The organism is Heyndrickxia sp. FW510-T9 (assembly GCF_058781025.1).
On sequence record NZ_JBYSWK010000005.1, the window covers coordinates 80,060 to 104,193 of the forward strand.

Annotated in this window: 22 protein-coding genes; 18 read left to right on the top strand and 4 right to left on the bottom strand. The window is 36.1% G+C overall.

Annotation, left to right across the window (positions count from 1 at the left end; translation table 11 throughout):
- The first annotated feature begins 31 nt into the window (after positions 1-31).
- The 12 genes from nadB (at position 32) to yajC (ending at position 12,541) form a co-directional block, all read left to right on the top strand.
- Positions 32-1,609 carry an L-aspartate oxidase gene (gene nadB / locus AC3WJF_RS04315; protein WP_492449890.1) on the top strand — a complete coding sequence of 526 codons (1,578 nt, stop codon included), beginning with the start codon at positions 32-34 and terminating at the stop codon, positions 1,607-1,609.
- The gene (gene nadC, locus AC3WJF_RS04320) at positions 1,578-2,417 is read left to right on the top strand and encodes a carboxylating nicotinate-nucleotide diphosphorylase (protein WP_492449891.1); all 840 of its coding nucleotides are present in this window, start codon (positions 1,578-1,580) and stop codon (positions 2,415-2,417) included. The genes nadB and nadC overlap by 32 nt, the downstream gene beginning before the upstream one ends.
- Positions 2,418-2,498: 81 nt before the next feature.
- Positions 2,499-3,542, top strand: a complete 1,044-nt coding sequence (nadA, locus tag AC3WJF_RS04325; protein ID WP_492449951.1) for a quinolinate synthase NadA — start codon at positions 2,499-2,501, stop codon at positions 3,540-3,542.
- 360 nt (positions 3,543-3,902) lie between these two features.
- Complete coding sequence (safA, locus tag AC3WJF_RS04330) at positions 3,903-5,081, top strand: SafA/ExsA family spore coat assembly protein (protein WP_492449892.1); 1,179 nt, start codon at positions 3,903-3,905, stop codon at positions 5,079-5,081.
- Positions 5,068-6,048 carry a phosphotransferase gene (locus AC3WJF_RS04335; protein WP_492449893.1) on the top strand — a complete coding sequence of 327 codons (981 nt, stop codon included), beginning with the start codon at positions 5,068-5,070 and terminating at the stop codon, positions 6,046-6,048. The genes safA and AC3WJF_RS04335 overlap by 14 nt, the downstream gene beginning before the upstream one ends.
- 105 nt (positions 6,049-6,153) lie before the next feature.
- Positions 6,154-6,876 carry a YhcN/YlaJ family sporulation lipoprotein gene (locus AC3WJF_RS04340; protein WP_492449894.1) on the top strand — a complete coding sequence of 241 codons (723 nt, stop codon included), beginning with the start codon at positions 6,154-6,156 and terminating at the stop codon, positions 6,874-6,876.
- 269 nt (positions 6,877-7,145) lie between these two features.
- A complete protein-coding gene (locus tag AC3WJF_RS04345) occupies positions 7,146-7,691 on the top strand; it encodes a BofC C-terminal domain-containing protein (RefSeq protein ID WP_492449896.1) in 546 nt (181 codons plus the stop codon).
- A gap of 398 nt (positions 7,692-8,089) precedes the next feature.
- Complete coding sequence (ruvA, locus tag AC3WJF_RS04350; protein ID WP_492449897.1) at positions 8,090-8,695, top strand: Holliday junction branch migration protein RuvA; 606 nt, start codon at positions 8,090-8,092, stop codon at positions 8,693-8,695.
- Positions 8,696-8,718: 23 nt separating this feature from the next.
- Positions 8,719-9,720 (top strand): Holliday junction branch migration DNA helicase RuvB, encoded by a 1,002-nt coding sequence (gene ruvB, locus AC3WJF_RS04355; RefSeq protein ID WP_492449898.1) that lies wholly within the window; start codon positions 8,719-8,721, stop codon positions 9,718-9,720.
- A 127-nt stretch (positions 9,721-9,847) separates the two neighbouring features.
- Positions 9,848-10,876, top strand: a complete 1,029-nt coding sequence (gene queA / locus AC3WJF_RS04360; protein ID WP_492449899.1) for a tRNA preQ1(34) S-adenosylmethionine ribosyltransferase-isomerase QueA — start codon at positions 9,848-9,850, stop codon at positions 10,874-10,876.
- Positions 10,877-11,062: 186 nt separating this feature from the next.
- Positions 11,063-12,202, top strand: a complete 1,140-nt coding sequence (tgt, locus tag AC3WJF_RS04365) for a tRNA guanosine(34) transglycosylase Tgt (protein ID WP_492449900.1) — start codon at positions 11,063-11,065, stop codon at positions 12,200-12,202.
- A gap of 30 nt (positions 12,203-12,232) precedes the next feature.
- Complete coding sequence (yajC, locus tag AC3WJF_RS04370; protein WP_492449901.1) at positions 12,233-12,541, top strand: preprotein translocase subunit YajC; 309 nt, start codon at positions 12,233-12,235, stop codon at positions 12,539-12,541.
- A gap of 166 nt (positions 12,542-12,707) precedes the next feature.
- Here the strand turns inward: yajC and AC3WJF_RS04375 are convergent, their stop codons facing one another.
- Complete coding sequence (locus AC3WJF_RS04375) at positions 12,708-13,163, bottom strand: TIGR04086 family membrane protein (protein WP_492449902.1); 456 nt, start codon at positions 13,161-13,163, stop codon at positions 12,708-12,710.
- A 126-nt stretch (positions 13,164-13,289) separates the two neighbouring features.
- Between AC3WJF_RS04375 and AC3WJF_RS04380 the strand changes: the two genes are divergently transcribed.
- Positions 13,290-13,952 (top strand): DUF421 domain-containing protein, encoded by a 663-nt coding sequence (locus AC3WJF_RS04380; protein WP_492449903.1) that lies wholly within the window; start codon positions 13,290-13,292, stop codon positions 13,950-13,952.
- A 29-nt stretch (positions 13,953-13,981) separates the two neighbouring features.
- Here AC3WJF_RS04380 and spoVB read toward each other — a convergent pair whose 3' ends face one another.
- Entirely contained in the window at positions 13,982-15,526 is a 1,545-nt protein-coding gene (gene spoVB / locus AC3WJF_RS04385; protein WP_492449904.1) for a stage V sporulation protein B, read from the bottom strand.
- Between the two features lie 103 nt (positions 15,527-15,629).
- On the opposite strand from spoVB, the gene AC3WJF_RS04390 reads away from it, so the two are divergent.
- The 5 genes from AC3WJF_RS04390 (at position 15,630) to AC3WJF_RS04410 (ending at position 21,021) form a co-directional block, all read left to right on the top strand.
- Entirely contained in the window at positions 15,630-15,941 is a 312-nt protein-coding gene (locus AC3WJF_RS04390; RefSeq protein WP_492449905.1) for a post-transcriptional regulator, read from the top strand.
- 274 nt (positions 15,942-16,215) lie between these two features.
- Positions 16,216-18,483, top strand: coding sequence for a protein translocase subunit SecDF (gene secDF / locus AC3WJF_RS04395; RefSeq protein WP_492449906.1), 2,268 nt, complete (start codon positions 16,216-16,218; stop codon positions 18,481-18,483).
- Between the two features lie 417 nt (positions 18,484-18,900).
- Complete coding sequence (locus tag AC3WJF_RS04400; RefSeq protein ID WP_492449907.1) at positions 18,901-19,626, top strand: SDR family oxidoreductase; 726 nt, start codon at positions 18,901-18,903, stop codon at positions 19,624-19,626.
- Positions 19,626-20,660 (top strand): S-adenosylmethionine:tRNA ribosyltransferase-isomerase, encoded by a 1,035-nt coding sequence (locus AC3WJF_RS04405; RefSeq protein WP_492449908.1) that lies wholly within the window; start codon positions 19,626-19,628, stop codon positions 20,658-20,660. Before AC3WJF_RS04400 ends, AC3WJF_RS04405 begins: the two co-directional genes overlap by 1 nt.
- Positions 20,661-20,673: 13 nt before the next feature.
- Positions 20,674-21,021 (top strand): VOC family protein, encoded by a 348-nt coding sequence (locus AC3WJF_RS04410; protein WP_492449909.1) that lies wholly within the window; start codon positions 20,674-20,676, stop codon positions 21,019-21,021.
- 124 nt (positions 21,022-21,145) lie between these two features.
- Here AC3WJF_RS04410 and AC3WJF_RS04415 read toward each other — a convergent pair whose 3' ends face one another.
- Together AC3WJF_RS04415 and recJ are read right to left on the bottom strand one after the other, a co-directional pair.
- Entirely contained in the window at positions 21,146-21,658 is a 513-nt protein-coding gene (locus tag AC3WJF_RS04415; RefSeq protein WP_492449910.1) for an adenine phosphoribosyltransferase, read from the bottom strand.
- On the bottom strand, positions 21,649-24,018 hold the full coding sequence (gene recJ / locus AC3WJF_RS04420; protein WP_492449911.1) for a single-stranded-DNA-specific exonuclease RecJ: 2,370 nt from the start codon (positions 24,016-24,018) through the stop codon (positions 21,649-21,651). The genes AC3WJF_RS04415 and recJ overlap by 10 nt, the downstream gene beginning before the upstream one ends.
- Between the last annotated feature and the right edge of the window lie 116 nt (positions 24,019-24,134).

Below are 24,134 nucleotides of genomic sequence, written 5' to 3' on the forward strand. Positions count from 1 at the left end.
AGACACCTGTTAAAACAGGAGGATGTATTTTATGGAAAAAATAGATATTATTATTGTTGGAAGTGGAATTGCTGCCATGCAATTAGCACACCATTTATCTAAGGAATTTCATGTGATGATTATCACAAAGTCTTCAAAAATGAATAGTAACTCTTATTTGGCCCAAGGTGGCGTCGCTGCAGCACTTTCCAAAACCGATCACTATATGTCTCATTATCAGGATACATTAGAAGCTGGCTGTCATTTTCATAACAAGAGGGAAGTGTATGAACTTGTAAAATCTGCTCCCGAGCTTATTAACGAACTAGAAAAATCCGGCATAGCATTTGATTTGGATGAAAAAGGTGTGTGGAAATTAGGGAAAGAAGGTGCACATAGTCATAACCGGATCGTTCATAGTGGAGGAGATGCCACAGGAAAATATATAATGGAGTATTTCTTAAAGAATATTCCCACAAATATCGTCATGAAGGAACATGAATATGTGTATGAAATCATGATAGATCATAAGACGAATAGATGTATGGGAGTAAAGACAAAGAATACAAACAATCAAGTTAACCATTATTTTGCTCAGCATGTTGTCTTAGCGGTTGGTGGTGTTGGTGGATTATATCCTTATTCGTCCAATGCATCATCCATCACAGGTGATGGTATTGCGCTCGCATATAATGCTGGAGCGGAAATTTCAGATATGGAATTTATTCAATTCCATCCTACGCTTCTGTATGTAAACGGCATGACGCATGGACTTATTTCCGAAGCTGTTAGAGGTGAAGGAGCAATATTGATAAATGAGGATAATGAAAAAATTATGATTGGGAAACATCCTGCCCTAGATCTTGCCCCAAGACATATTGTGGCTGAGCAAATATATGAGGAATTACAAAAAGGTAAGCGTGTTTTTCTTGATATTACAATGATAGAAAACTTCAAAGAAAAGTTCCCGACCATTACAGCACTATGCGAAAGAAAAGGGATTTCTATTTATGAAGGAAAGATTCCAGTAGCTCCAGGCTGTCACTTTCTAATGGGAGGAATAGCTATTGATTCGGTAGGGAAAACAACTATAGACGGTCTTTTTGCAATAGGTGAAACGGCCTGCAGTGGTGTTCACGGTGCCAATCGCTTAGCAAGTAATTCTTTATTAGAAGGATTACATTTTGGTAGAAAACTAGCTTATTATCTAAACAAAGATACAAGTTCCCAAGCTTTAATAGAGCCTATTGAAAAATGCATCATAAAACAACCTTTATTGGCATTGCCAGCTAAAGATGAGATTCAAACTAGAATGATGGAGTGCGCAGGTATTTTACGTACAAGCGAGAAACTAACAGCATTTCTCCACTGGCTTGAGCAATATGATACAAACAATATTAATCTTGATGCAATTTCGATTAAACAAATCGAAATCATTTTTATGCTTATAACAGCCAAACAAATTGTTGAGTCAGCTCTATTAAGAAAAGAAAGCCGAGGAGGACATATTCGTAAAGACTATCCAAACGAAGTTGAAGGCTGGAGCAACCAACATATAATTCTTTCAAAAAATCGAATTTATATAAGGGGAGATCAAAATGAATATCATCATATTGCGGTCCATGCTTAATAAATTTTATGTGGAGGATATCGGGGACAGGGATTTAACAAGCGAGCTTATTTTTACAAATAATAATAATGGGGAATTATCTTTTATCGCAAAGCAATCAGGTATTTTTTGCGGTGAAACAATTATCCAAGAAGGATATAAAATTTTAGATGAAAAGATTGAAGTACAGTTATTGGTTCATGATGGAGAGCAAATAGAAAAAGGAAAGCTCATTGCGATTGCTAAAGGGGCAGTTCAAAATCTCCTAAAAGGAGAACGTGTCATTTTAAATTTAATTCAAAGAATGAGTGGTATATCTACAAAAACGGCAAATGTCATGAATAGTATCGAAGGAACTAGGACGAAGATATGTGATACAAGAAAAACGATGCCCGGATTAAGAATGCTGGATAAATATGCAGTTAGAATTGGCGGTGGGGTCAACCATCGAAATGGGCTATACGATGCAGTAATGATAAAAGACAATCATATTTCATTCGCCGGATCGATAACAAATGCCATTTCAAAAGTGAAATCTGGCTTAGGTCATACGGTAAAAGTAGAAGTGGAAATCGAAACAAAAGAGCAACTTTTCGAGGCGATTGAAGCAGGTGCCGATATCATTATGTTTGATAATCGAACACCAAAAGAAATTGGCGATTGGATAAAATATGTACCAGATTGGATTGTAACGGAGGCATCTGGAAATATTACTATACAAAATGTGCGCGAATATGCAAATACAGGTATACAATATATTTCTTTAGGAAGCTTAACCCATTCAGTCGAAGCATTTGATATAAGTGCAAAAGTAATAGTGAACAAATAAATATGAGGAGGATCACTGATGTCTATATTAAATTTTCTAGAACAAGAACAAAACTCAAGAATTCCTGATCACTACCTTAAGATGGACAATATGGAAATGGAAGCTCGTGTATGGGAAATTAAAAATCAGTTAGGGAAAGAGCTTTTTTTACCTGTGCACCACTATCAAAAAGATGAAGTTGTACAGTTTGCAGATACAACCGGTGATTCTTTGCAGTTGGCAAAAGTATCGGCAAATAATAAAGAAGCAAAATATATCGTCTTCTGTGGAGTTCATTTCATGGCAGAAACAGCAGATATTTTAACTAGTGATGATCAAAAAGTATTTTTGCCTGATATGAGAGCGGGCTGTTCCATGGCAGATATGGCGGATATATTTCAAACTGAAAGAGCATGGAAAAAACTTAAATCTATCTTTGGTGACACCATTCTTCCCTTAACATATGTAAATTCTACTGCTTCTATCAAAGCATTTGTTGGAAAAAATGGTGGTGCTACAGTAACAAGCTCTAATGCACATTCAATGATAAATTGGGCATTTGGACAAAAGGAAAGAATTCTCTTTTTACCAGACCAGCATTTGGGTAGAAACACTGCGTTCGATATCGGGGTTCCTCTAGAGAAAATGGCAGTTTGGGATCCGATTCAGGATGAATTAGTATACGAAGGAAATTTCGATGAAATTAAAGTGATTTTATGGAAAGGTCATTGCTCTGTACATGAGAAATTTACAGTACAAAATATCCAAGATGTTCGAAAGAATTATCCAAATATGAAGGTAATTGTCCATCCAGAATGTAGCAGAGAAGTAGTTGCTGAATCAGATTTAAATGGTTCCACTAAATATATTATCGACACTATTTCTCAAGCAGAGCCAGGATCGGAGTGGGCTATAGGGACAGAAATGAATCTTGTAAAGCGGTTGATCAACACTCATAAAGATAAGCATATCATTTCCTTGAACCCTCATATGTGTCCATGCTTAACAATGAACAGGATTGATTTGCCGCACTTGCTTTGGAGTTTAGAAAGTATAATAAATGCTGAACCAATTAACCAGATTAAGGTTGATGAAGAAACTTCTACACTTGCTAACTTAGCATTAGAGCGTATGTTAAGAGGATAAAATTTTGGTAAATATAAACTAACTACTCATAGTAAATGTATGTGCCTTCTCTTTATGGGAAGGCTGTTTTCGTATTAATTGTTATAATCCAAAAGCCGATTTTAACTTGTTTCTTTTCTATCATTGATTAATCTTCTAATAAAATATAGTTTCCGGCATCTTTTCTTAATAGGATAATCCATCAAATACCGAATGAAAAATTTATGAGGTATATGGTTATATAACCATAAATGATCAAGAAAAGAGCCTTTTGGGAAGGCATAATTTCATGGAATTCAACATAAATTTTTGTGTAGATTATTAGCATTTTACCTATTTTCACATACGATATATGGACTTATGCCTGAGGAGGGGAAATGAGTGAAGATCCATATAGTACAAAAAGGCGACACTCTTTGGAAAATTGCCAAAAAATATGGCGTAGATTTTGAAGAGTTAAAGAAATTGAATTCTCAACTTTCCAATCCGGATATGATTATGCCGGGGATGAAAGTAAAAGTACCAACATCAGGAGGATCGGTAGTAAAACATGTAGGGAATCCAGGATATGTGAAAAAAGAAATTCCACATGCTGTTCATCCATTTGCACAACAGCAAGCTCCAACACTGCCGGTTCAAAAAGAAATCATCAAGGAAGTGCCAAAAAAAGAAACGATCGTGCATAAAGAAATATACACTCCAAAAATGCCTCAACCAGTCGTTCCTGAAATCGATATAAATAATTACTATATGACAAATATGGCGCAAATCCAAACTCAGCAAGCTACACAGCAACCTCCACCACAGCCAGTAATAGAGAATGTTGAATATCAACCAATTATGCCGGTTCAAGAGGAGTGTTATGAAATGTATCCTAGCTATCAGATGCCAGTTCCTGATTGTGGATGCGGCCCGGATCCATATTCCTATCAGTATCCGTACATGGCACAAATGCCTGCATACAGTATGCCTGTAGTAGGTTCCGAAATGATGATGCCTGTAATGCATGGTCAAGGGCATTGGGGGCATCATTACGAAGATGAGTCGTCATCTTCCTCTATGCCAATGTATCAGCAAGGCGGTTATCAAATGGATGGATATGTTCCTCACCAAGGATATCAGCCGCAATACACTACAACCAATGTTATCCAACAAGGCTTTGAAATCAGTGGAAGGCAAAATATCCCAGGTCAGCTTTCCGTTCAATCTGGTGGACAATATCCAAGCGGGTTTACTAAAACCGGACAGTATGTAGGTGGACAATATCCTAGTGCACAGTATCCAACTGGGCAGTTTATGGGAGGACAATATCCAGGCATGCAATATCCAGGAGGACAATATCCAGGAGGACAATATCCAGGCATGCAATATCCAGGAGGACAATATCCAAGCATGCAATACCCAGGGGGACAATACCCATATGGAGGACAAATGACATATGGTCAGCAATACGGTTTCCCTTATGGTATGCAAGGTGGACAGTACCCATACGGTATGGGATTCCCTGGTCCTAGCGGTTATCCTTCACCAAGACAAGATGATGACAGTGAAAATTGTTAGAGAAGGAAAAGAAGGAGACGAAAGCAAGCGTCTCCTTCTTTATTTAGCAGACATAACTGGACAGAATTTTACAAATATGACAATCATAAAAAATGGAGTATTTCTTTGCCAGACAGACAAAGAAAAATGGGTATTGAAAGAGTTTTCTAAATCATCGAAGTTAAATATGCAAGTCAGACTCACAGAATCATTACTATCTAATAACTTTCCACATACCTACAAATTCCATCCTATTCATGCAGAAAAACAAATTCAATTCAATAAAAAAACTTATGGATTAATCGAATATATTGAAAATGAAAAAGGAACAAAATTCTCCTACCGAAACCATGAAAATAGAAAACAGGCATTACAGCTTTTAAAAAAGTATCACAATGTAACAGGGAAATTTACTAAGGATTATGAAAAAACTTTCCCCTTGTTTAATCAAATTAAAAAGTGGCAAGAGCGACTTAACGAATTCAAAGCAAATGAAAAGTATATTATGAAGTGGCTGCCACTGAAATATTATAATGCATTTATATACTGGTCTGAATGGTCCATTGAAAATATGTTAAAAAATAAAGACTATTTTACAAATAAACCTTATTGTATTATACATGGTGATGTTGCTCACCATAATTTTATCTTAAGCGATAAAGGCTTATATTTAATTGATTTTGATTTAGCGAAAATTGCTCCAGCACTTATAGATGATTTACAATTTTGTAATAGAATCTTGCCTCAGTTAGATTGGTCTTTAGATAAGTTATTTATTTATCGACAATTAGAACAGTATAAAACGGAGAAACCATTTTTAACTGCGTTAGTCTATCCGACAGACTTATTAAGGGAATGGAACCATTTCCTTCAGTATGAACATGGAAGGGAAAGATTATCCTCTTTCTTAACCGAAATAACCTTCAGGGAATTCAAATACAGAGAAAAGTTTGTAAAGGATGTCATGTATCAAATAAAACATCATTAACATGGTATGAATTCCAGAATTTCTGTGTAATGAAAACAACCTCCCTCTCACAAACTAATCTCGAGCATTTATTTGCTCTACCTAAAATCTAGGGGGAGTTCTAGTTTGCAAAAAAAATTATTTGTTGCACCGATATCAGCATTAATAATAAGTGGATTAGCCGCTTGTGCACAAGATAAAAATGCAGTAAATGATCGAAACGTAAACAGATTCCAGCCTGTTGGGTATTCAACAAATGACCAAAGTATTGTGGATCATGATGGTCCATTTACGGAATTAATGGATTATTCTACAGGGAATGTCGATTATGTAAAAAATAATAATCGCTTTCTTCCATCGGGGTATCCAGATGACTATATACCACATCTTAGGTCGTCAATGACTCAATATGACACTAACAATACGACGGTTAATCGAGATAGACATTTACGCGATATCAATTATCATGGTCATTTAAATACGCGGAACAGTAAAGCAAATACATCCTATTATAATGCGTATGAAGGAAAGCTTTCTGAAGATATTTCTAATACAGCTGCTAATGTGACCAATGTATCAGATGCCCGAACCATTGTTGATGGTAATCGGGTATTAGTTGCAGTTGCTTTGAAAAATGAAAATAAGGCAGAAGCAACAAAGCGCTCAGTGGAAACTGCTGTTCTTCCATTATTAGGTGGAAGAAAATATTTAGTCACTACAGATATTGGAAACTATTACAGGGTAGTAGCTCAAGACAATGATTTACGAAATGGAGGACCGAAAAATACAATCCAACTAGATGTGGATAAAATGTTTGAAAGCTATAAGAAGAAATCAAGCACACAATAAAAGCTAATTAAGGAATAGATAAGGATATCCTTACCTATTCCTTTTTTTATTTGAAAAAAAATTTGTTGGACGATCAGCTTGAACAAGCCATTATGAAAGGTGAATAACAATGCAGTGAAAGAGGGTCGACCAACACTTTTAAGATGAATTTATTAGAGGTAGCTCATGTTTTGTTCGTTTTTCCATATGTTTAAAGGATATTAATCTTAAAAAAGGTAACACTATGAATAAATATAGGAAAATATATTTGGATTGTAGAGGTGACAGCAATGAGTATTGTTGTAAGAACGCTAATATTGATTGCGCTACTCTTTGGCGTAAACTTTTATCATTTACCACAATCTGAACGTGAGCATCTTGCAAATAAAGCAAAAATAAAACCTTCCATAGAGGTTTTTTCGAAAGGAAAAAAAACGATTATTCTCGAACGCGTATTTGTTGATGGCGAAGTAAGTGAAGAAATTCTTCATGAACCACGTTTATCTGATAAAGTATATATGAAAAAATATAAAAGTTGGCAATTGGTTGAAATGGATGACGACCAACTTGTATTTCAAAAGAAAGTAGACGATATCTCTCCATTACTTAAGTCAAACGGATATTTTGGTTTATCAAGTGATGGAACTCTAAGCATATTTAATGGGAAACCAAGTAAAGCAGATATTATTCAGTCTTTTTTTCAAATTGATATGAAAAAGCTGGAAGGGAAAAAGCAGGAAGAGCTACTAAAAGGAATACCAATAAAATCTAAAGAAGACTATACAAATGTATTAGAAACTTTAAAACGTTACTCTATTTCAAAACATGAACAATGAAACCGGTTAAAATACCGGTTTTTTCTTATGCAGATGAAATCTATCAATTAAAGGAATGAATATGTTACAATGTAGATTAGCGTATTGTTAAGCTCCCTTTAGTAGGAGTTTTTGTTTGTTTATGAAATTATAAAATCCAACTCTATGGGAGTATTTTAACAATTTGTTTACGTCCAGCTCCAGGTGAAATTCGAACTTCAATTTCAATAGCGCCTATCGGCTAGCGGATTTCTCCGTCTCCTCCCTACGATAAGTCAACATCAGGTGAAAATAGTAGTTCAATTTTCAATAGCTCGTGAACTACCGAGCACGGTTTCCTTTATCTCAGTCGAAGACTACGAAATCCGTACGCTAGATCTACGGCGCTTCCGTATTTGTATTTAGAGGAGAGAAATAGATTGTATGAATTTATAAAAGGCACGATTGAGTATGTTTGTCCCGAGTTTATCGTAATTGAAAATGGGGGTATTGGCTATCAAGTTTCAACACCTAATCCATTTTCGTTTTCAAGACTTCAAGGACAAACAACAAAAATCTATACATATCAACATGTAAGAGAAGATTTAATTGCATTATATGGCTTTTTGTTGCGCGAAGAACGGACATTGTTCAAAAAATTACTAGGTGTATCAGGAATAGGTCCAAAAGGTGCTTTAGCTATTCTTGCATATGGAGAACCAACACAAGTAATCCAAGCTATAGAAGAAGAAAATGAGGCATTTTTAACTAAGTTTCCGGGAGTTGGAAAGAAAACAGCTCGGCAAATGATTCTTGACCTTAAAGGCAAGCTTCAAGATATTGTTCCTGACTATTTTCCAAACTTATTTAATGAACAGGATATGAGAGTTGAAAATGACAACGGTTCATTTGAGGAAGCAGTTCTTGCATTAAAGGCACTAGGATATTCAGACAAAGAAATTAAAAAGATTTCGAAAGAACTGCAAAAAGAACAATTAACGACAGATCAATATATAAAATTAGCTTTGAAAAAATTAATGAAATAAATATGTAGGAGGGAGGAAGTAATTTGGAGGAGAGGGTAGTATCAGGAGATGCAAATAGCCAAGATCTTTCTTTTGAACAAAGCTTGCGACCTCAAGTGTTATCACAATATATTGGCCAAGATAAGGTAAAAGCCAACTTAGCTATATTCATTGAAGCGGCAAAGCAAAGAAGAGAAACATTAGATCATGTATTACTTTATGGCCCACCTGGTCTTGGGAAAACAACCCTTGCCGCTGTCATTGCTAATGAAATGGGTGTAAGCTTGCGGACTACTTCAGGACCAGCAATCGAACGGCCAGGCGATTTAGCAGCGATCTTGACAGCTCTTGAACCTGGAGAAGTATTGTTTATCGATGAAATTCATCGTTTACCACGGGCAATAGAAGAAATCTTATATCCTGCAATGGAAGACTTTTGCTTAGACATTGTAATCGGAAAAGGTCCTAGTGCCAGATCTGTTCGCTTAGATCTGCCTCCGTTTACACTAGTTGGTGCTACAACTAGACAAGGGGCTATTTCTGCACCTCTTCGTGATCGTTTTGGAGTGTTAAGTCGTCTGGAATATTATTCGGAAAAACAACTTACCAATATTGTTTTAAGAACGGCAGAAATTCTCCATACTGATATTGATAGGGAAGGTGCTATTGAAATTGCCCGGAGATCGCGAGGGACACCAAGAATTGCTAATCGCCTTTTACGAAGGGTTCGTGATTATGCACAAGTTCAAGGTAACGGAACAATCACAATCGAATTAGCAGAATCAGCTCTCGAAAGCTTACAGGTTGACCGATTAGGCTTAGATCATATAGATCATAAATTACTAATAGGTATAATTGAAAAATTTAAAGGTGGACCTGTTGGGTTAGATACCATTGCTGCTAGCATTGGTGAAGAGTCTGATACAATTGAAGATGTGTACGAGCCATATTTATTGCAAATAGGATTCTTACAAAGAACACCGCGGGGGAGAATTGTTACAAGGCTTGTATATGATCATTTCAATATGGAAATTCCAACGATGTGATATATTGTTGATTTAGTCTTATGCGTACATGTTCACTAAAGTTACTCGTCCCGAGTAAAAGCCGTTCACATGTACGCATAAGGCGGTATAAAAACTACCACTAAAAACAAACATGAAGGTGACAACGATGAAAGTAGATATATTTGATTTTCATTTACCAGAAGAATTAATTGCACAAACCCCTTTGAAAAATCGCTCCGACAGCAGGTTAATGGTACTAAACAAAAAAAGCGGTGAATTAGAACACACCGTTTTTAAAAACATCACTCAATATTTAAAAAAAGGCGACTGTCTAGTATTAAATGATACGAAAGTACTGCCTGCCAGATTGTTTGGAGTAAAAGAAGATACTGGTGCGCATATTGAGGTTCTCTTATTAAAGCAATTAGAAGAGAATAATTGGGAAACGCTTGTAAAGCCTGCTAAACGGGTAAAAGTTGGGACTAAATTAATTTTTGGAGATGGGAAGCTCATAGCTCATTGTGTGAAGGAAGAAGAGCATGGTGGCAGAATCTTAAAATTTGAATTTGAAGGTATCTTTTACGAGGTATTAGAGGATTTGGGAGAAATGCCATTACCTCCATATATTAAAGAACAATTAGAAGATCGTGACCGTTATCAAACGGTGTATGCAAAAGAACGAGGTTCAGCTGCAGCACCAACTGCCGGCTTACATTTTACAAATGAACTGCTGGATGAAATACGAGGGTTGGGTATCCATATTGCTTTCATTACCCTCCATGTTGGACTTGGAACCTTTCGACCGGTAAGTGTTGAAAATGTGGATGAGCATGATATGCATGCGGAATATTACCAGGTATCTGAGGAAACAGCAGAAATAATAAATCGCGTAAGAAGACAAGGTGGAAGAATCATTTCTGTCGGTACAACCTCTACGCGAACATTAGAAACTATTGCTTCCGAGCATAATGGACAAATCGTTGCTTCAAGCGGTTGGACGGATATCTTTATCTTCCCAGGCTATGAATTTAAAGGTATTGACGGAATGATTACCAATTTCCATTTGCCAAAATCAACGTTAATTATGCTTATTAGTGCGCTGGCTGGAAGAGAACATATTCTTCATGCCTATGAAACCGCTGTTTCAGAAAAATATCGATTTTTTAGTTTTGGAGATGCGATGCTCATAATATAGATGAGTAAGGCCCTTTTCTTAATCAATGCTGCTTTTGTTAACGAGGACTTATATACTCCTAATTAAGTTAATAATAAACAACATTTTAAGAAAAGATGCCTGAAACTAAGTCTAATTAGGATTTATAACAATTTTGAAAAGCAATAATCAAAAACAGCCATGAGTATTTGGAAGGAGCTTTTACATTTGACAGCAATTACATACGAATTAATTAAGACGTGCAAACAGACAGGTGCTCGTCTAGGAAAGATTCATACACCACATGGTTCTTACGATACACCAATGTTTATGCCGGTAGGAACATTAGCTACGGTTAAGACGATGTCACCCGAAGAGTTAAAGGAAATGGGTTCAGGAGTGATACTAAGTAATACGTATCATTTATGGCTGCGTCCGGGTCATGAAATTGTTCGTGAGGCTGGCGGACTCCATAAGTTTATGAATTGGGACCAAGCAATCTTAACAGATTCAGGTGGTTTTCAAGTTTTTAGTTTAAGTGATTTTCGTAAGATTGAAGAGGAAGGTGTTCATTTTCGAAATCATCTAAATGGGGATAAACTCTTTCTATCTCCCGAAAAATCAATGGAAATTCAAAATGCCTTAGGATCCGATATTATGATGGCTTTTGATGAATGTCCCCCATTCCCTGCTACCCATGAATACATGAAAAAGTCAGTGGAAAGAACATCCCGTTGGGCGGAAAGATGCTTGAAAGCGCATAACCGTCCAAGTGACCAAGGTTTATTTGGGATTGTCCAAGGTGGAGAATATGAGGATTTACGGCGCTTAAGTGCAAATGACCTTATTTCACTAGACTTTCCTGGATATGCGGTTGGTGGATTATCTGTAGGAGAACCGAAGGATGTTATGAACAGGGCATTAGAATTTACGACACCTTTACTTCCAGCGAATAAGCCTCGATATTTGATGGGTGTAGGGTCACCTGATTCCTTAATTGATGGTGCTATTAGAGGAATTGACATGTTTGACTGTGTACTTCCAACTAGAATTGCCAGAAATGGTACTGTCATGACGAGTGAAGGAAGATTAGTGGTTAAGAATGCCAAATATGCAAGAGATTTCAGTCCGCTAGATAAAAATTGTGATTGTTATACATGTCGAAATTATTCTCGTGCTTATATTCGCCATTTAATAAAATGTGATGAAACTTTTGGAATTAGACTTACTTCTTACCATAATCTCTATTTTCTGTTACAATTGATGGAGAAGGTTAGACAAGCTATTATGGAAGACAGGCTTGGAGATTTTCGGGAAGAATTTTTTGAGCAGTACGGATTTAATCGTCCAGATGCGAAAAACTTCTAAATAGATATATTAGTGAAAGGAGGAAAAGCAATGCAATATGCACAAATACTACCAATTGTTGCTATGATTGTTTTGTTCTATTTCTTATTAATCAGACCAAATCAAAAGCGACAAAGAAAAGTTCAAGACATGCAAAACAGTCTTTCAAAAGGCGATAAAATCGTCACAATTGGAGGACTTCACGGATTCATTGACTCCCTTGACGATAGCAAAATCGTTTTAAAATGTGGAGATGGAAGCCGTCTTACATATGATCGCTCCGCTATCCGCGAAGTGGTTGAGCAAGTAAATAAGCCAGATCCAATTTCTACTTTGGAAAATGAAAAGAAGCAATCTTGATTGCTTCTTTTTTCTGCCTAAAAAATAGATTGATGTTAGATCTACTTGAACAAGCTTTTATAAGCATCGTATTACAGTGCAGCGAAAAGCAGATCAGCCAACATATACAGACCTGGTTTTTATTGCTAGCTCATTATAGTTTTAACTTTATGTTGCGAAAAACGGCTTAAACATATTTTGATTTTCCAGACAACATATTTACTCCAAGAACTCCACCCATCATAGCAGTAAGAATATAGCAAATGTGGTAGACAGTTTGTTCAAAACTAAATAAATGACCATACCCTAAATACTGGGATAGAAAAATAATAAATGTGTATAGAACGCCAGTCAGACTACCCAGCAACCAACCTTTTTCCTTCCCTTTCCCACCACATACAAACCCACCACTAAATAATGCAATAAAGGAAATAATCGTAACGATAAGACTAATGGAATGCTCTTGTATATTAGTGAATCTTAAAATAAAGGAAAAAATAAGACTAGATATCGTGATCAAAATAAAGATGACTAACACACCATATAATACGCTTGTTCCGATTTTTTTCGTTTCGATGTTCGTTCTCTCCCTCCATAAAAATACGATTCTATATCTAGTACAAGCATATTCTCTAGCTTTCATTTTAGAATCAAAAATTTTATAAATAGTACATCCAGAAATAACGACAAAACAGATAACAACTATTTCCAAATCAGTTAAGATGTTTTTTGAACATACTAACCATTAAAGTGTCATTGATTGGAGGGAATGGTGTTGTCAGATTTTATTGTAATCGTTTTTCGGACCTTGCTGCTGTATGCAAGCATCCTTGTGATATTTCGCTTAATGGGAAAAAGAGAAATAGGTGAATTAAGTGTGTTAGACTTGGTTGTCTTTATCATGATGGGTGAGATGGCTGCTATCGCAATTGAGAATCACAAATCTCCTATTTGGTATGTGCTATTGCCAATGATAATTTTGTTAGTCATACAAACCGCACTTGCTTTTATCTCGTTGAAAAGCTCTAGATTTAGAAAAATTGTTGATGGTTCTCCAACCATTGTCATAAATAAAGGGAAAATTGATGAAAATGCGATGCGGAAAATTCGTTATAATTATGACGACTTGCTTACTCAATTAAGAACGAAAGATATCAATAATATTGCGGATGTAGAATTTGCGATTCTAGAAACATCAGGGGAGCTATCAATTGTTAAAAAGGATAAAAAGAAGAAAAAAGTCAATACATTTACATTACCACTTATTATGGACGGCCAAATTATCGCTACAAATTTGCAAAAAACAGAAAAAAGCGAAATGTGGCTAAGGAGAGAGTTAAGAAAAAGAGGTTATCCGAATATAAAAGAAATTTCTTTATGCAGCTTTCAAGACGGACAGTTCTATATCGATTTAATCGATGAGAAAAAGTAAGAAAGTGACTATATAAATGGTCACTTTCCTTATATAAATTTATTTATAATCGGTATAAGTCGCAAATCTGTCCTTCTTAAGAGCTTTGTGCCGATTAGTAAAAGCAAATATAAAATGGAAGTAAGTGTTATACATACAAGTAACCGCATAACAAGTATTTCCTTGTTAAAGAAGTGATCATAGATCCAATATCCAAACCAACCAGCTGCAAGGGTGACAGCTGCAAATTTTGCATATTCAGAGATATATATAGTAAATGGTATTTTCTTAAGCACTGTAGCGAAATGTAGCAATGTTACTAAAAGCATACTAGTAACAATTCCTAATGCAGCACCATTTATTCCGAACTCAGGTTGTGATGCCAGTGCAAAGATGACAGCAAGCTTTACTACAGCTCCAATCAAACTGTTTATCATGGCTGCTCTAGCTAAATCAAGTGCTTGCAGTGTTGCTTGCAATGGACCTTGATAATATAGCAAAAGGAAAAATGGAGCCATCATTTTGACAAATTGAGACCCATTTTTAGAACCATACATTACCATCATTAACGGTTCAGCGAAAACGAATAAAATAATGACAGACAATCCTCCTGCAAGTAACGAAAATCGTAACGCCTGCTGCAACCGATGTTCGACTAAAAGACTATTTCTTTTTGTATTGGCTTCGCTAATAGCAGGCACTAGCGCAGTAGATAGGGATGTTGTTACAAAGGATGGCAGCATCATTAAAGGCATTGCAAATCCAGTCAGTAATCCATATTGTTTTGTCGCTAAACTAGCGGTTAAACCTGCAATTGCTAAACTATTGGCGACAATGATTGGTTCTAAAAACCATGAAATATTTCCAATTAGACGACTTCCTAGTGATGGAAGGGCAACTCTCATTAATTCATTTAATGCATCTTTCCCTGATTTCAATGCTTGGAAGAATTTTCTCCTAACTTTAAATTTTTTCTTTAATTTAAACATAGCAAACATATAGAATAACGATATTAATTCACCAATTATCGAGGCAAACAACACTCCAGCCGCTGCATACTCAATGCCGAGCGGTAAAAATATTTTTGCTAAGAAAGCTATTAAGAAGATCCTTACCACTTGCTCAATCATTTGAGAAATCGCAAATGGCTTCATGTTTTGTATACCTTGGAAATAACCACGCAGCACTGCTGATACAGCAACAATTGGGATAATTGGAGTGATAGCTACTAATGGATAATAAATTCTTGGATCTGTAAATAATACTTTAGTTAGAAAAGGTGCTAATAAAATTAGTCCCGGTGTAAAAATTAATGACAAAGATATCGTAATCGCTAGTGATACAACAAGAATTTTTTTGATTTTTTGGCGGTCACCAATAGCATCTGCTTCCGCTACACATTTTGATATTGCGACGGGAAGTCCAAGTTGCGTGAAAGTAATAACAAGCATAAGTGTCGGGAACGCCATCATATATAACCCAACACCTTCTTCTCCAATAAAACGTGCAATTACAATTCGATTTATAAACCCTAAGACTCTTGTAAAGAGTCCTGCAGCTAATAAAATCATCGTCCCCTTGAGAAACTTTGACATATTTTTAACCTACCTTCTCAAAATCGGTAATTTCATATACAATTATGTATATGCTGAATGATGGACAAAGCATGACAAGTTCATTATCAAGGGGGAAAAGGGGTTGGATAAAAAACATCCGTATGATCAATATTTTGAATTACTTCAACCTGCGCTAAAAAGCAAAATCGAGGAATTTTTGCTTATAGGCTACGGAAAAGTGGAAGTGAAGGATTTATGGGATTACTTGACCAAGAAAAAATGGAAAAAAACGCAAAGTGAAATTAGAATACATGAGCTAGTTTCTGATGTTCTATCGGCTAAAGCAGGAGATTATATGAATTACGCAACGATAGAAGCCTTTAAGTCGCCCGATTGGTTTGCCGAACTTGACAGAGAGGAATTACAAGAACTATTAAAACCTAATGACAAATAACGATTGGATAAGGCTGTTTTCGTAATAATTGATCTTTTCGTTATTTGTTATCAATCCTAAGTAAGATTAGTTTCGGGACATCTTTTTTATGTTTATTCATTTCTAATCTGAATAAGGTTGCTACATAGAATTTCATTACAAAACCAACAAAGTTTAAGAAAAGAGCCTTTAATAAAAACAAAAATTGACACATTTTTTTTTCTACTTCATAATGATTATTAACTGTTAAAGATTAGCACTTATAGTTTTTTTATTTGCTGGGAGGATTTACATAATGGTAAAAAGAAGTCGTATTATTGCCTTTCTTCTGATTGTCCTGTTGTTTTTTGGACTTATAGGAGGCACCACCGACAGTATTGTCAAAAGAATTAGCTTAGGACTCGACTTGCAAGGCGGTTTTGAAGTCTTGTACAAAGTAGAGCCAGCAATTAAAGGTCAGAAAATTACAAAAGATGTTTTGAATAGTACGGTTCAGGCACTTGATAAACGGGTAAATGCATTAGGTGTTAATGAACCAAATATTCAAATTGAAGGAAAAGATAGAATTCGTGTTCAGCTTGCAGGGGTAAAAAATCAAGAAGAAGCACGAAAAATGCTATCTACCGAAGCAAATATCTCGTTTCGGGATGTAAATGACAAAAAAATGATGGATGGTACAGATTTAGTACAAGGATCTGCGAAGCAGTCATTTGACGAAGCTGGGAATCCCGATATTGTTTTGAAAGTAAAAGACCGTAATAACTTTAAAAAAGTTACGGAAAAAATTTCACAAATGAAACCAAATAATCAATTGGTTATTTGGATGGATTTCCAGGAAGGAAAAGATTCATATAAAAATGAAGTTGGCAAGAAAAATCCAAAATTCCTTTCCGATCCAAATGTAGAAACTGTTTTAAGTACAGATAATGTACAAATCACAGGCCATTTCACGGTAGAAGAGGCACAAAATCTAGCATCTCTATTAAAAGCTGGAGCGCTACCTGTTAAGATGAAAGAAGAATATTCAACATCTGTTGGAGCGAAGTTTGGTCAACACTCGCTAACAACAACTGTTACAGCAGGTATTATCGGTGCACTAGCCATTTTCATATTCATGATTGGCTATTACCGCTTACCGGGAATCATTGCTACAGTTACATTGTTAATTTATATCTATTTAACGCTTTTAATCTTCTATTTAATTCATGGCGTCTTAACCTTGCCGGGTATTGCTGCACTTGTTCTCGGGGTCGGTATTGCAGTGGACGCAAATATCATTACGGCTGAACGAATCAAGGAAGAAATTAGGGTTGGTAGGACCTTAAAAGCTGCTTTTCAGGCTGGAAGTAAATCATCATTTGTAGCGATTTTTGATGCCCATATTACAACGCTATTAGCTGGAGCTGTATTATTTGTATATGGGAATAGCTCTGTAAAAGGCTTTGCAACGATGTTAATTATCAGCATTTTATTAAGTTTCCTAACTGCCGTATATGGGTCACGTGTTTTCTTAGGATTCTGGGTTAACAGTAATTTACTGAAAAATAAACCAGGATGGTTTGGAGTTAATCGCAAAAAAATTCATAGTCTATCGGAAAATGTGGATACACATGATTTAACAACCCGTTTTGATAAATTTGATTTTGTTAAGCATCGAAAAATATTTTATACAATTTCCATGAGCCTAACTATTATTGGAATTATCGTTCTAGCCATTTTCCGTTTGAATTTAAGTATTGATTTTTCAAAAGGTACACGTTTGCAAATAATGGCAAAACAGCCATTAACAGAGCAGCAAATACAATCAGATATACAATCGCTTCATTTGACTTCAGAAGATATAGTATTAGGTGGAAATAAAAATCAAGTTGGTGTAGTCCGATTTAGGGACGACTTTTCAAAACAGCAAGAGGCGAATGTAAAATCATATTTTGACAAAAAATATGGGGATAACACAACTAGTTTGAGCAAAGTATCTCCAACTGTTGGAAAAGAACTTGCAAAGAATGCGGTTATTGCGCTCGTTATCGCTGCAATAGGAATCTTGATTTACGTTTCTTTTCGATTTGAATGGAGAATGGGATCGGCGGCGATACTCGGTCTGGTTCACGATGCCTTTCTGATTGTAGCCTTCTTCAGCATTACAAGATTGGAAGTAGATTTAACCTTTATTGCAGCAGTATTAACAATCGTTGGTTACTCTATTAACGATACTATCGTAACATTTGACAGAATCCGTGATAATTTGAAGGTAAAAGGACGACTTAAAACTACAGAGGATATTGCAAACATCGTAAATGCTGGTATCCGTCAAACGTTAACCCGTTCTATTAATACAGTGTTAACCGTTGTTATTACAGCATTAGCTCTATTCATATTTGGAAGTGAGTCGATTAGAAACTTCTCTATCGCATTGTTAGTCGGATTGGTAATGGGTTGTTATTCTTCTATATTCATCTCAGCTCAGCTTTGGTTTGATTTTAAGAATCGTGAATTGAAGAAAAAAGGCCCTCTTAAAACGGTAAAAGAAAAACGTAAATGGTCCGATGAACCACAAGTATAAAAAGAAAAGCGGAAGCGCCTTGTCCATCGGCGTACGGATTTCGTAGTCTTCGACTGAGATATAGGAAACACAGAGAGGTAGTTCACGAGCTGATGTTGACTTATCGTAGGGAGGAGACGTAGAAATCCGCTAGCCGATAGGCGCTGGAGCTAGACAAAGACCAAACTTTTGCAATAAATTATGTGATACAAAACTTATAAATTCGTATATCAAAATGAAAAAGGTACCTGAATTATTCAGGTACCTTTTTTCATGCCTAAAAAGAATGTTTTAAAGCAGAAAAAAAAATCTAAAAATTTTAAACAAAAAGAATTGACTGTTCGAAAAAAGATGGATTATAATCAAATTACTTATTATACATTTTTATATAAAAAGTATAATTAATTCGAAATGTATATTTATTGAGGAGGAATATTCATGTCAAAAGTAGTTATGATTACTGGAGCATCAAAAGGTTTAGGAAAAGCACTTGCTATTCATTTCGCTAAAGAAGGATACAATCTTGCTATCTGTGCACGTGGAGAAGAGAAGCTGCACGAAATAAAGAGAAAAACGGAAAGCTTTGGGGTTAAAGTTCTTGCTGTCGTTGCAGATGCATCCGTTTCAAGAGATGTTGAACGTTTTATTGCGATGACAGAAGATCATTTTGGCCAAATTGATGTTCTTATCAATAATGCTTCTGTACTTGGACCAAGTCCAATACCATATTTACTCGATTATCCTGAGGAAGACTTTGCTGAAGTGTTAAGAGTAAATGCTATCGGACCATTCCTTGTTACAAGACGTGTATTACCAGGTATGTTAAGACGTAATACTGGAAGCATTATCAATGTTACATCTGAAGCTGGAAATGTTGGCTATGCAGGCTGGGGAGCATACGGAATTTCAAAATTTGCGTTAGAAGGGCTAACCGAAACATGGGCAGATGAGGTGAGTGAAACTGGAGTCCGTGTGAATATGGTTGACCCAGGTGAAATGGATACTGAAATGCATGCGCTTGCAGTACCAGATTGTGATTACGAGCTAAACAATCCTAATGATATTGTTCATGTGTTCGGCTATTTGGCATCTGACGCATCAAAAGACATGAATGGAAAGCGGATTGTTGCAGAGAGTTTTTCAATAGATAGGGGTGAAAGATAATGGCTGTTGCAGCGATGAACTTTATTTTACCAGATGAATTAAATGCTAAAGTACCGCCTGAGAGAAGAGGTGTCCGTAGAGATCATGTTCGAATGATGGTTTTAAATAAACAAAACGGAAAAACGGAGCATACACTATTTTTTCAGCTTGATCAGTACTTAAAAAAAGGCGATTTGATCATATTAAATGGAAGTCGAACGGTTCCTGCCGTGCTTAAAGGTATTTGGGAACACGGAACTGGCAGAAAGGAAGTTGAAATACGTCTAGCTCATAGAAAAAGTGCGAGTATTTGGGAGGCTTTAGTGGTTGGGGAGACGATGCCAATTGGTGCAACCATTAGATTTACTCCATCCCTGATTGGTACGATTACTCATGCACACTCCGAAGCGCCTTTTGTAACATTGGAATTTAACTTATGCTGTTCAGATTTGTATAACGAAATTTATCAGATTGGCCAGCCTGTTCGTTATGAATATATTGAACAGCCTTGGGATCTTGATTATTATCAAACTGTTTTTGCTACTGAACCTGGATCAGTAGAAATGCCTTCTGCGGGCAGAGCATTCAGTTGGGAGATGTTATTCCGCTTGCAAAAGAAAGGTGTTAATATAGCTTTTATCCAGCTTCATACCGGTTTAAGCTACCTTTTAGATGACAAATGGCATCTAGGTCCAAGAGGAAATTATGAAGAATACCATGTGCCGGAAGATACGGTAAAAGCGATAGAAAAAGCAAAGAAAGAAGGCGGAAGGATTATTGCGGTCGGCACAACAGTAGTGAGAACGCTCGAGACGGTTGCCGATACAGAAGGAAAATTGCGTTCACAAAACGGCTGGACAAATCTGTATATACAAAAGGATACAAAATTGAAGATAGTAGATGGTCTTATCACTGGCCTTCACGAACCTGAGGCAAGTCATCTTGATTTATTAACTGCATTCATTGATCAAAGTTTACTGTATAATGCCTATCAGGAAGCTATTAATAGGAAATATTTATGGCACGAATTTGGCGATATGAATCTGATCTTATAAGAGGATTTTTTAAATGAATGTACATCATATAGGAATTGAGGTCAGCAATTTAGAAAAATCCATTCAGTTCTATCAGTCCTTTTTAGGATTACATCCTAGTCATTCTTTCCAATTTCAAGGCGAGCAAATAGTATTTATGGATGGGAATAGAATCACATTAGAGCTTATTTTAACCAACCAATCTATGAAGCAGCATCCCGCCCATTTTGCTATGCAAATAGATTGTTTAAGTGAATGGTTGCAACATCTGGGTAGTTTGGGCTTTGAACCGGAAGAAGGTCCATTCAATTTAAATAATGGCTGGAAAACAGTTTTTTATAAGGGCCCCGATGGTGAATTAATAGAATTCATCCAAGCATAGAAGAACAAATATTCTAGCTGGCAAGCTCTGTACCTAGATGGGGAAGATTATTATAAACGGTTATCTACTGTGTAAAATTTTATTAATTCATAAAACGTGAAAAAAGCACTCCACAGAGTGCTTTTTAATATTTCATTAAAGTCAAAATTTCATATCCATCTAATTTATTACGACCATCTAAATAGGATAATTCGATTAGGAAAGCGATTCCTGCAACAATTCCACCAAGTTCTTCGACTAGTTTGATTGTTGCCTCGATAGTTCCGCCGGTAGCAAGTAAGTCGTCGGTAATTAGTACTCGTTGACCAGGTTTAATGGCATCTTTATGGATAGTTAGTGCGTCTTTGCCGTACTCTAAGCCATATTCCACTTTTATCGTTTCCCTTGGCAGTTTGCCTGGCTTTCTTACTGGTGCAAATCCTACACCAAGTGCATATGCAACCGGACATCCAATGATAAATCCACGAGCTTCTGGCCCGACAACAAGATCAATTTCCTTTTCTTTAGCATATTTAACAATCTCATCCGTTGCGAATCTATAGGCGTCACCATTATCCATTAAAGTGGTAATATCCTTAAATACGATGCCTTCTTTCGGCCAGTCTGGAACAATTGTAACAAATTGCTTTAAATCCATATCTTTTTTTCCTCCTCATGTGGAACGATTCGTGAAACTCTTTCATCAAACCACGATTTCAACTCTTTATAGGATGAATATAAAAGTTCATTTTCAAGAGTTATTTGTTCTTGTTTTCTTTGATAGGTTTCGGATTCAACTAAATCTTTTTTTGCTTTTACAGATTTTAGAGAAATAAGCCCATCCTCTATTGTAACAAAATCAAGATCAAAAAACACCTGTGACATAAAATCTATTGTTTCACGAGTCCAGCCTTTAAAGTTTGCAAGCTCGTTTCCTAATTGTTTTAGATTAAAAACGTTTCGCTTTCTTAAAAATGCATAATACCAGGTGAAATGTTCTCTTGTCGGGATGGTGCTAAAATAATGATCCTGTTCATGGGAAAAATGACAATAAATACGATTTGGATGATTGCCCCCAATAAGCTTTTCCAACAATGATTTTGACTTCGGAAGATCTAGCAAGACAATATTTCGATTATCAATAGTGAGTTCATTTACCTCAGTTTCATTATTGATATGTACGATATCAAGCTGAAACGAATCTAGCGGAAATTTCTCTAGTGCTTGTTTTTGGAAAACAACTCCAATCGAATCCTTTATAGGAATGGATGGTATCCACTTATTCCATTGATTAACTCCACGAAAATCAAAGAGTTGCCATTCTTCGATTTTCATATCTTTTAAAAAGATTTGCGGTTTCCGGACATTATTCCATTCATTGATCGCCAGTTCTCCTAAAATAGATACTTTTGCTAGTGGGGAAATATGGTGATAATACTCTCCCATCCCAAATCCAACACCATCTAATAAAGAACCATCTTGTCCGAGCAACACTTTTAAATGTTTATTGTCAGCTCCGATTTGCCTTAATTGTTGTATGGACAAACCTTCCATCATTATTTTTGGTTTCGTATTACCCGTTCCATATGGAGCAAGTAAATTTAATTGTTGGATAGAATCCAAACTTACCTCCTCAATTGGAATGCAGGCATCAACCTCTGTAAGCGGAATGAAATCTTCATTCGATAATATATTATTGGCAAGCACATTTAATCGTGAGCGTAATTCGGAAACATGATCTATTTCTAATGTCATCCCTGCCGCCATTGTATGTCCGCCAAAATGTGGGAGTATATCCCTACAAGTCGACAAGTTTTGAAAGAGATCAAATCCAATAATACTTCTAGCTGATCCTTTTGCTAATTTCTTTTCGGAATCATAACTTAATACAATAGTTGGTCGATAATAACGCTCCACAAGGCGGGAAGCAACGATGCCAACGACTCCAGCATTCCATCCCTCTTTGCCAATGACAATTACTTTGTTTTCATGAAGATCGTAATCTGATTCAATCATCGAAATAGCGTCTTTTGTGATATCATTAACGATTGTTTGCCTTTCTTTATTCATCATATCGATTTCTTTCGCTATTTCATTTGCCTCTTGTTCGTTTTCACTTAATAGTAAATGGACAGCAGGTGCTGCATCCTCCAAACGTCCAGGCGCATTAAGACGAGGTCCAATCAAGAAACCAACTGTTTCTTCATTAATTTCCTGCAACGAAGTATTTCCTAATGTATAAAGCGCTCGAATTCCCTGCCGTTCCGTAGTTGCCAATTTCTTTAACCCTTTTTTTACAATGAGACGATTTTCTCCATGCAATGGTACTAAGTCGGCAACTGTTCCAATTGTTACAATATCTAATAATTCTTCTGGGACTCTGTTATATAAAGCATGAGCAAGCTTAAAAGCGACTCCGACACCAGCTAATTCAGTAAAAGGGTAGACGCTATCAGGATGCTTCGGATGTATAATAGCTAGTGCATCTGGTAGTTCAGGGCCAGGCTCATGATGATCGGTAATTATTAAATCTATATTTAATTCTCTAGCTAGTGCTGCTTCATTAATAGCGGCTATTCCTGTATCAACCGTTATGATTAATTTAAACCCTTCCGAAGCGGCCCACCTAAAAGCATGTTCATTTGGCCCATATCCTTCTGAAAAACGATTTGGAATATAGAAGTCAAGCTTTGCACCTAAATCCTTCAAAACCGTCATCATAACCGTAGTACTGCTTACACCGTCGGCATCGTAATCACCAAATACAAGAATTGGTTCCTTGTTCTGAATGGCTTGATTGATTCTATCAACTGCAATATCCATATCTTTCAGCAGAAACGGATCGTGGAAGGTAGTATCCTCTAAAAATAAAAAAGACCTCGCTTCTTCTGCTTCTACAATTCCACGATTTACTAGCAATGTAGAAACTAGCGGGGTTATGTTTAATTGTTCTACTAATTTTTCAACTGCTGCAGAATCCGTTTGTTTAACTGCCCAGCGACTTTTCGATTTTAGCATAAGTTCACCTCTTAACAATCCTATTATACAATTTTTCATTCTATCCTGTCATCCATACATTCTAGGTAGAAAAAAGTAGTAAGTAATAACGGTATATGTTACTCCAGCATAATACT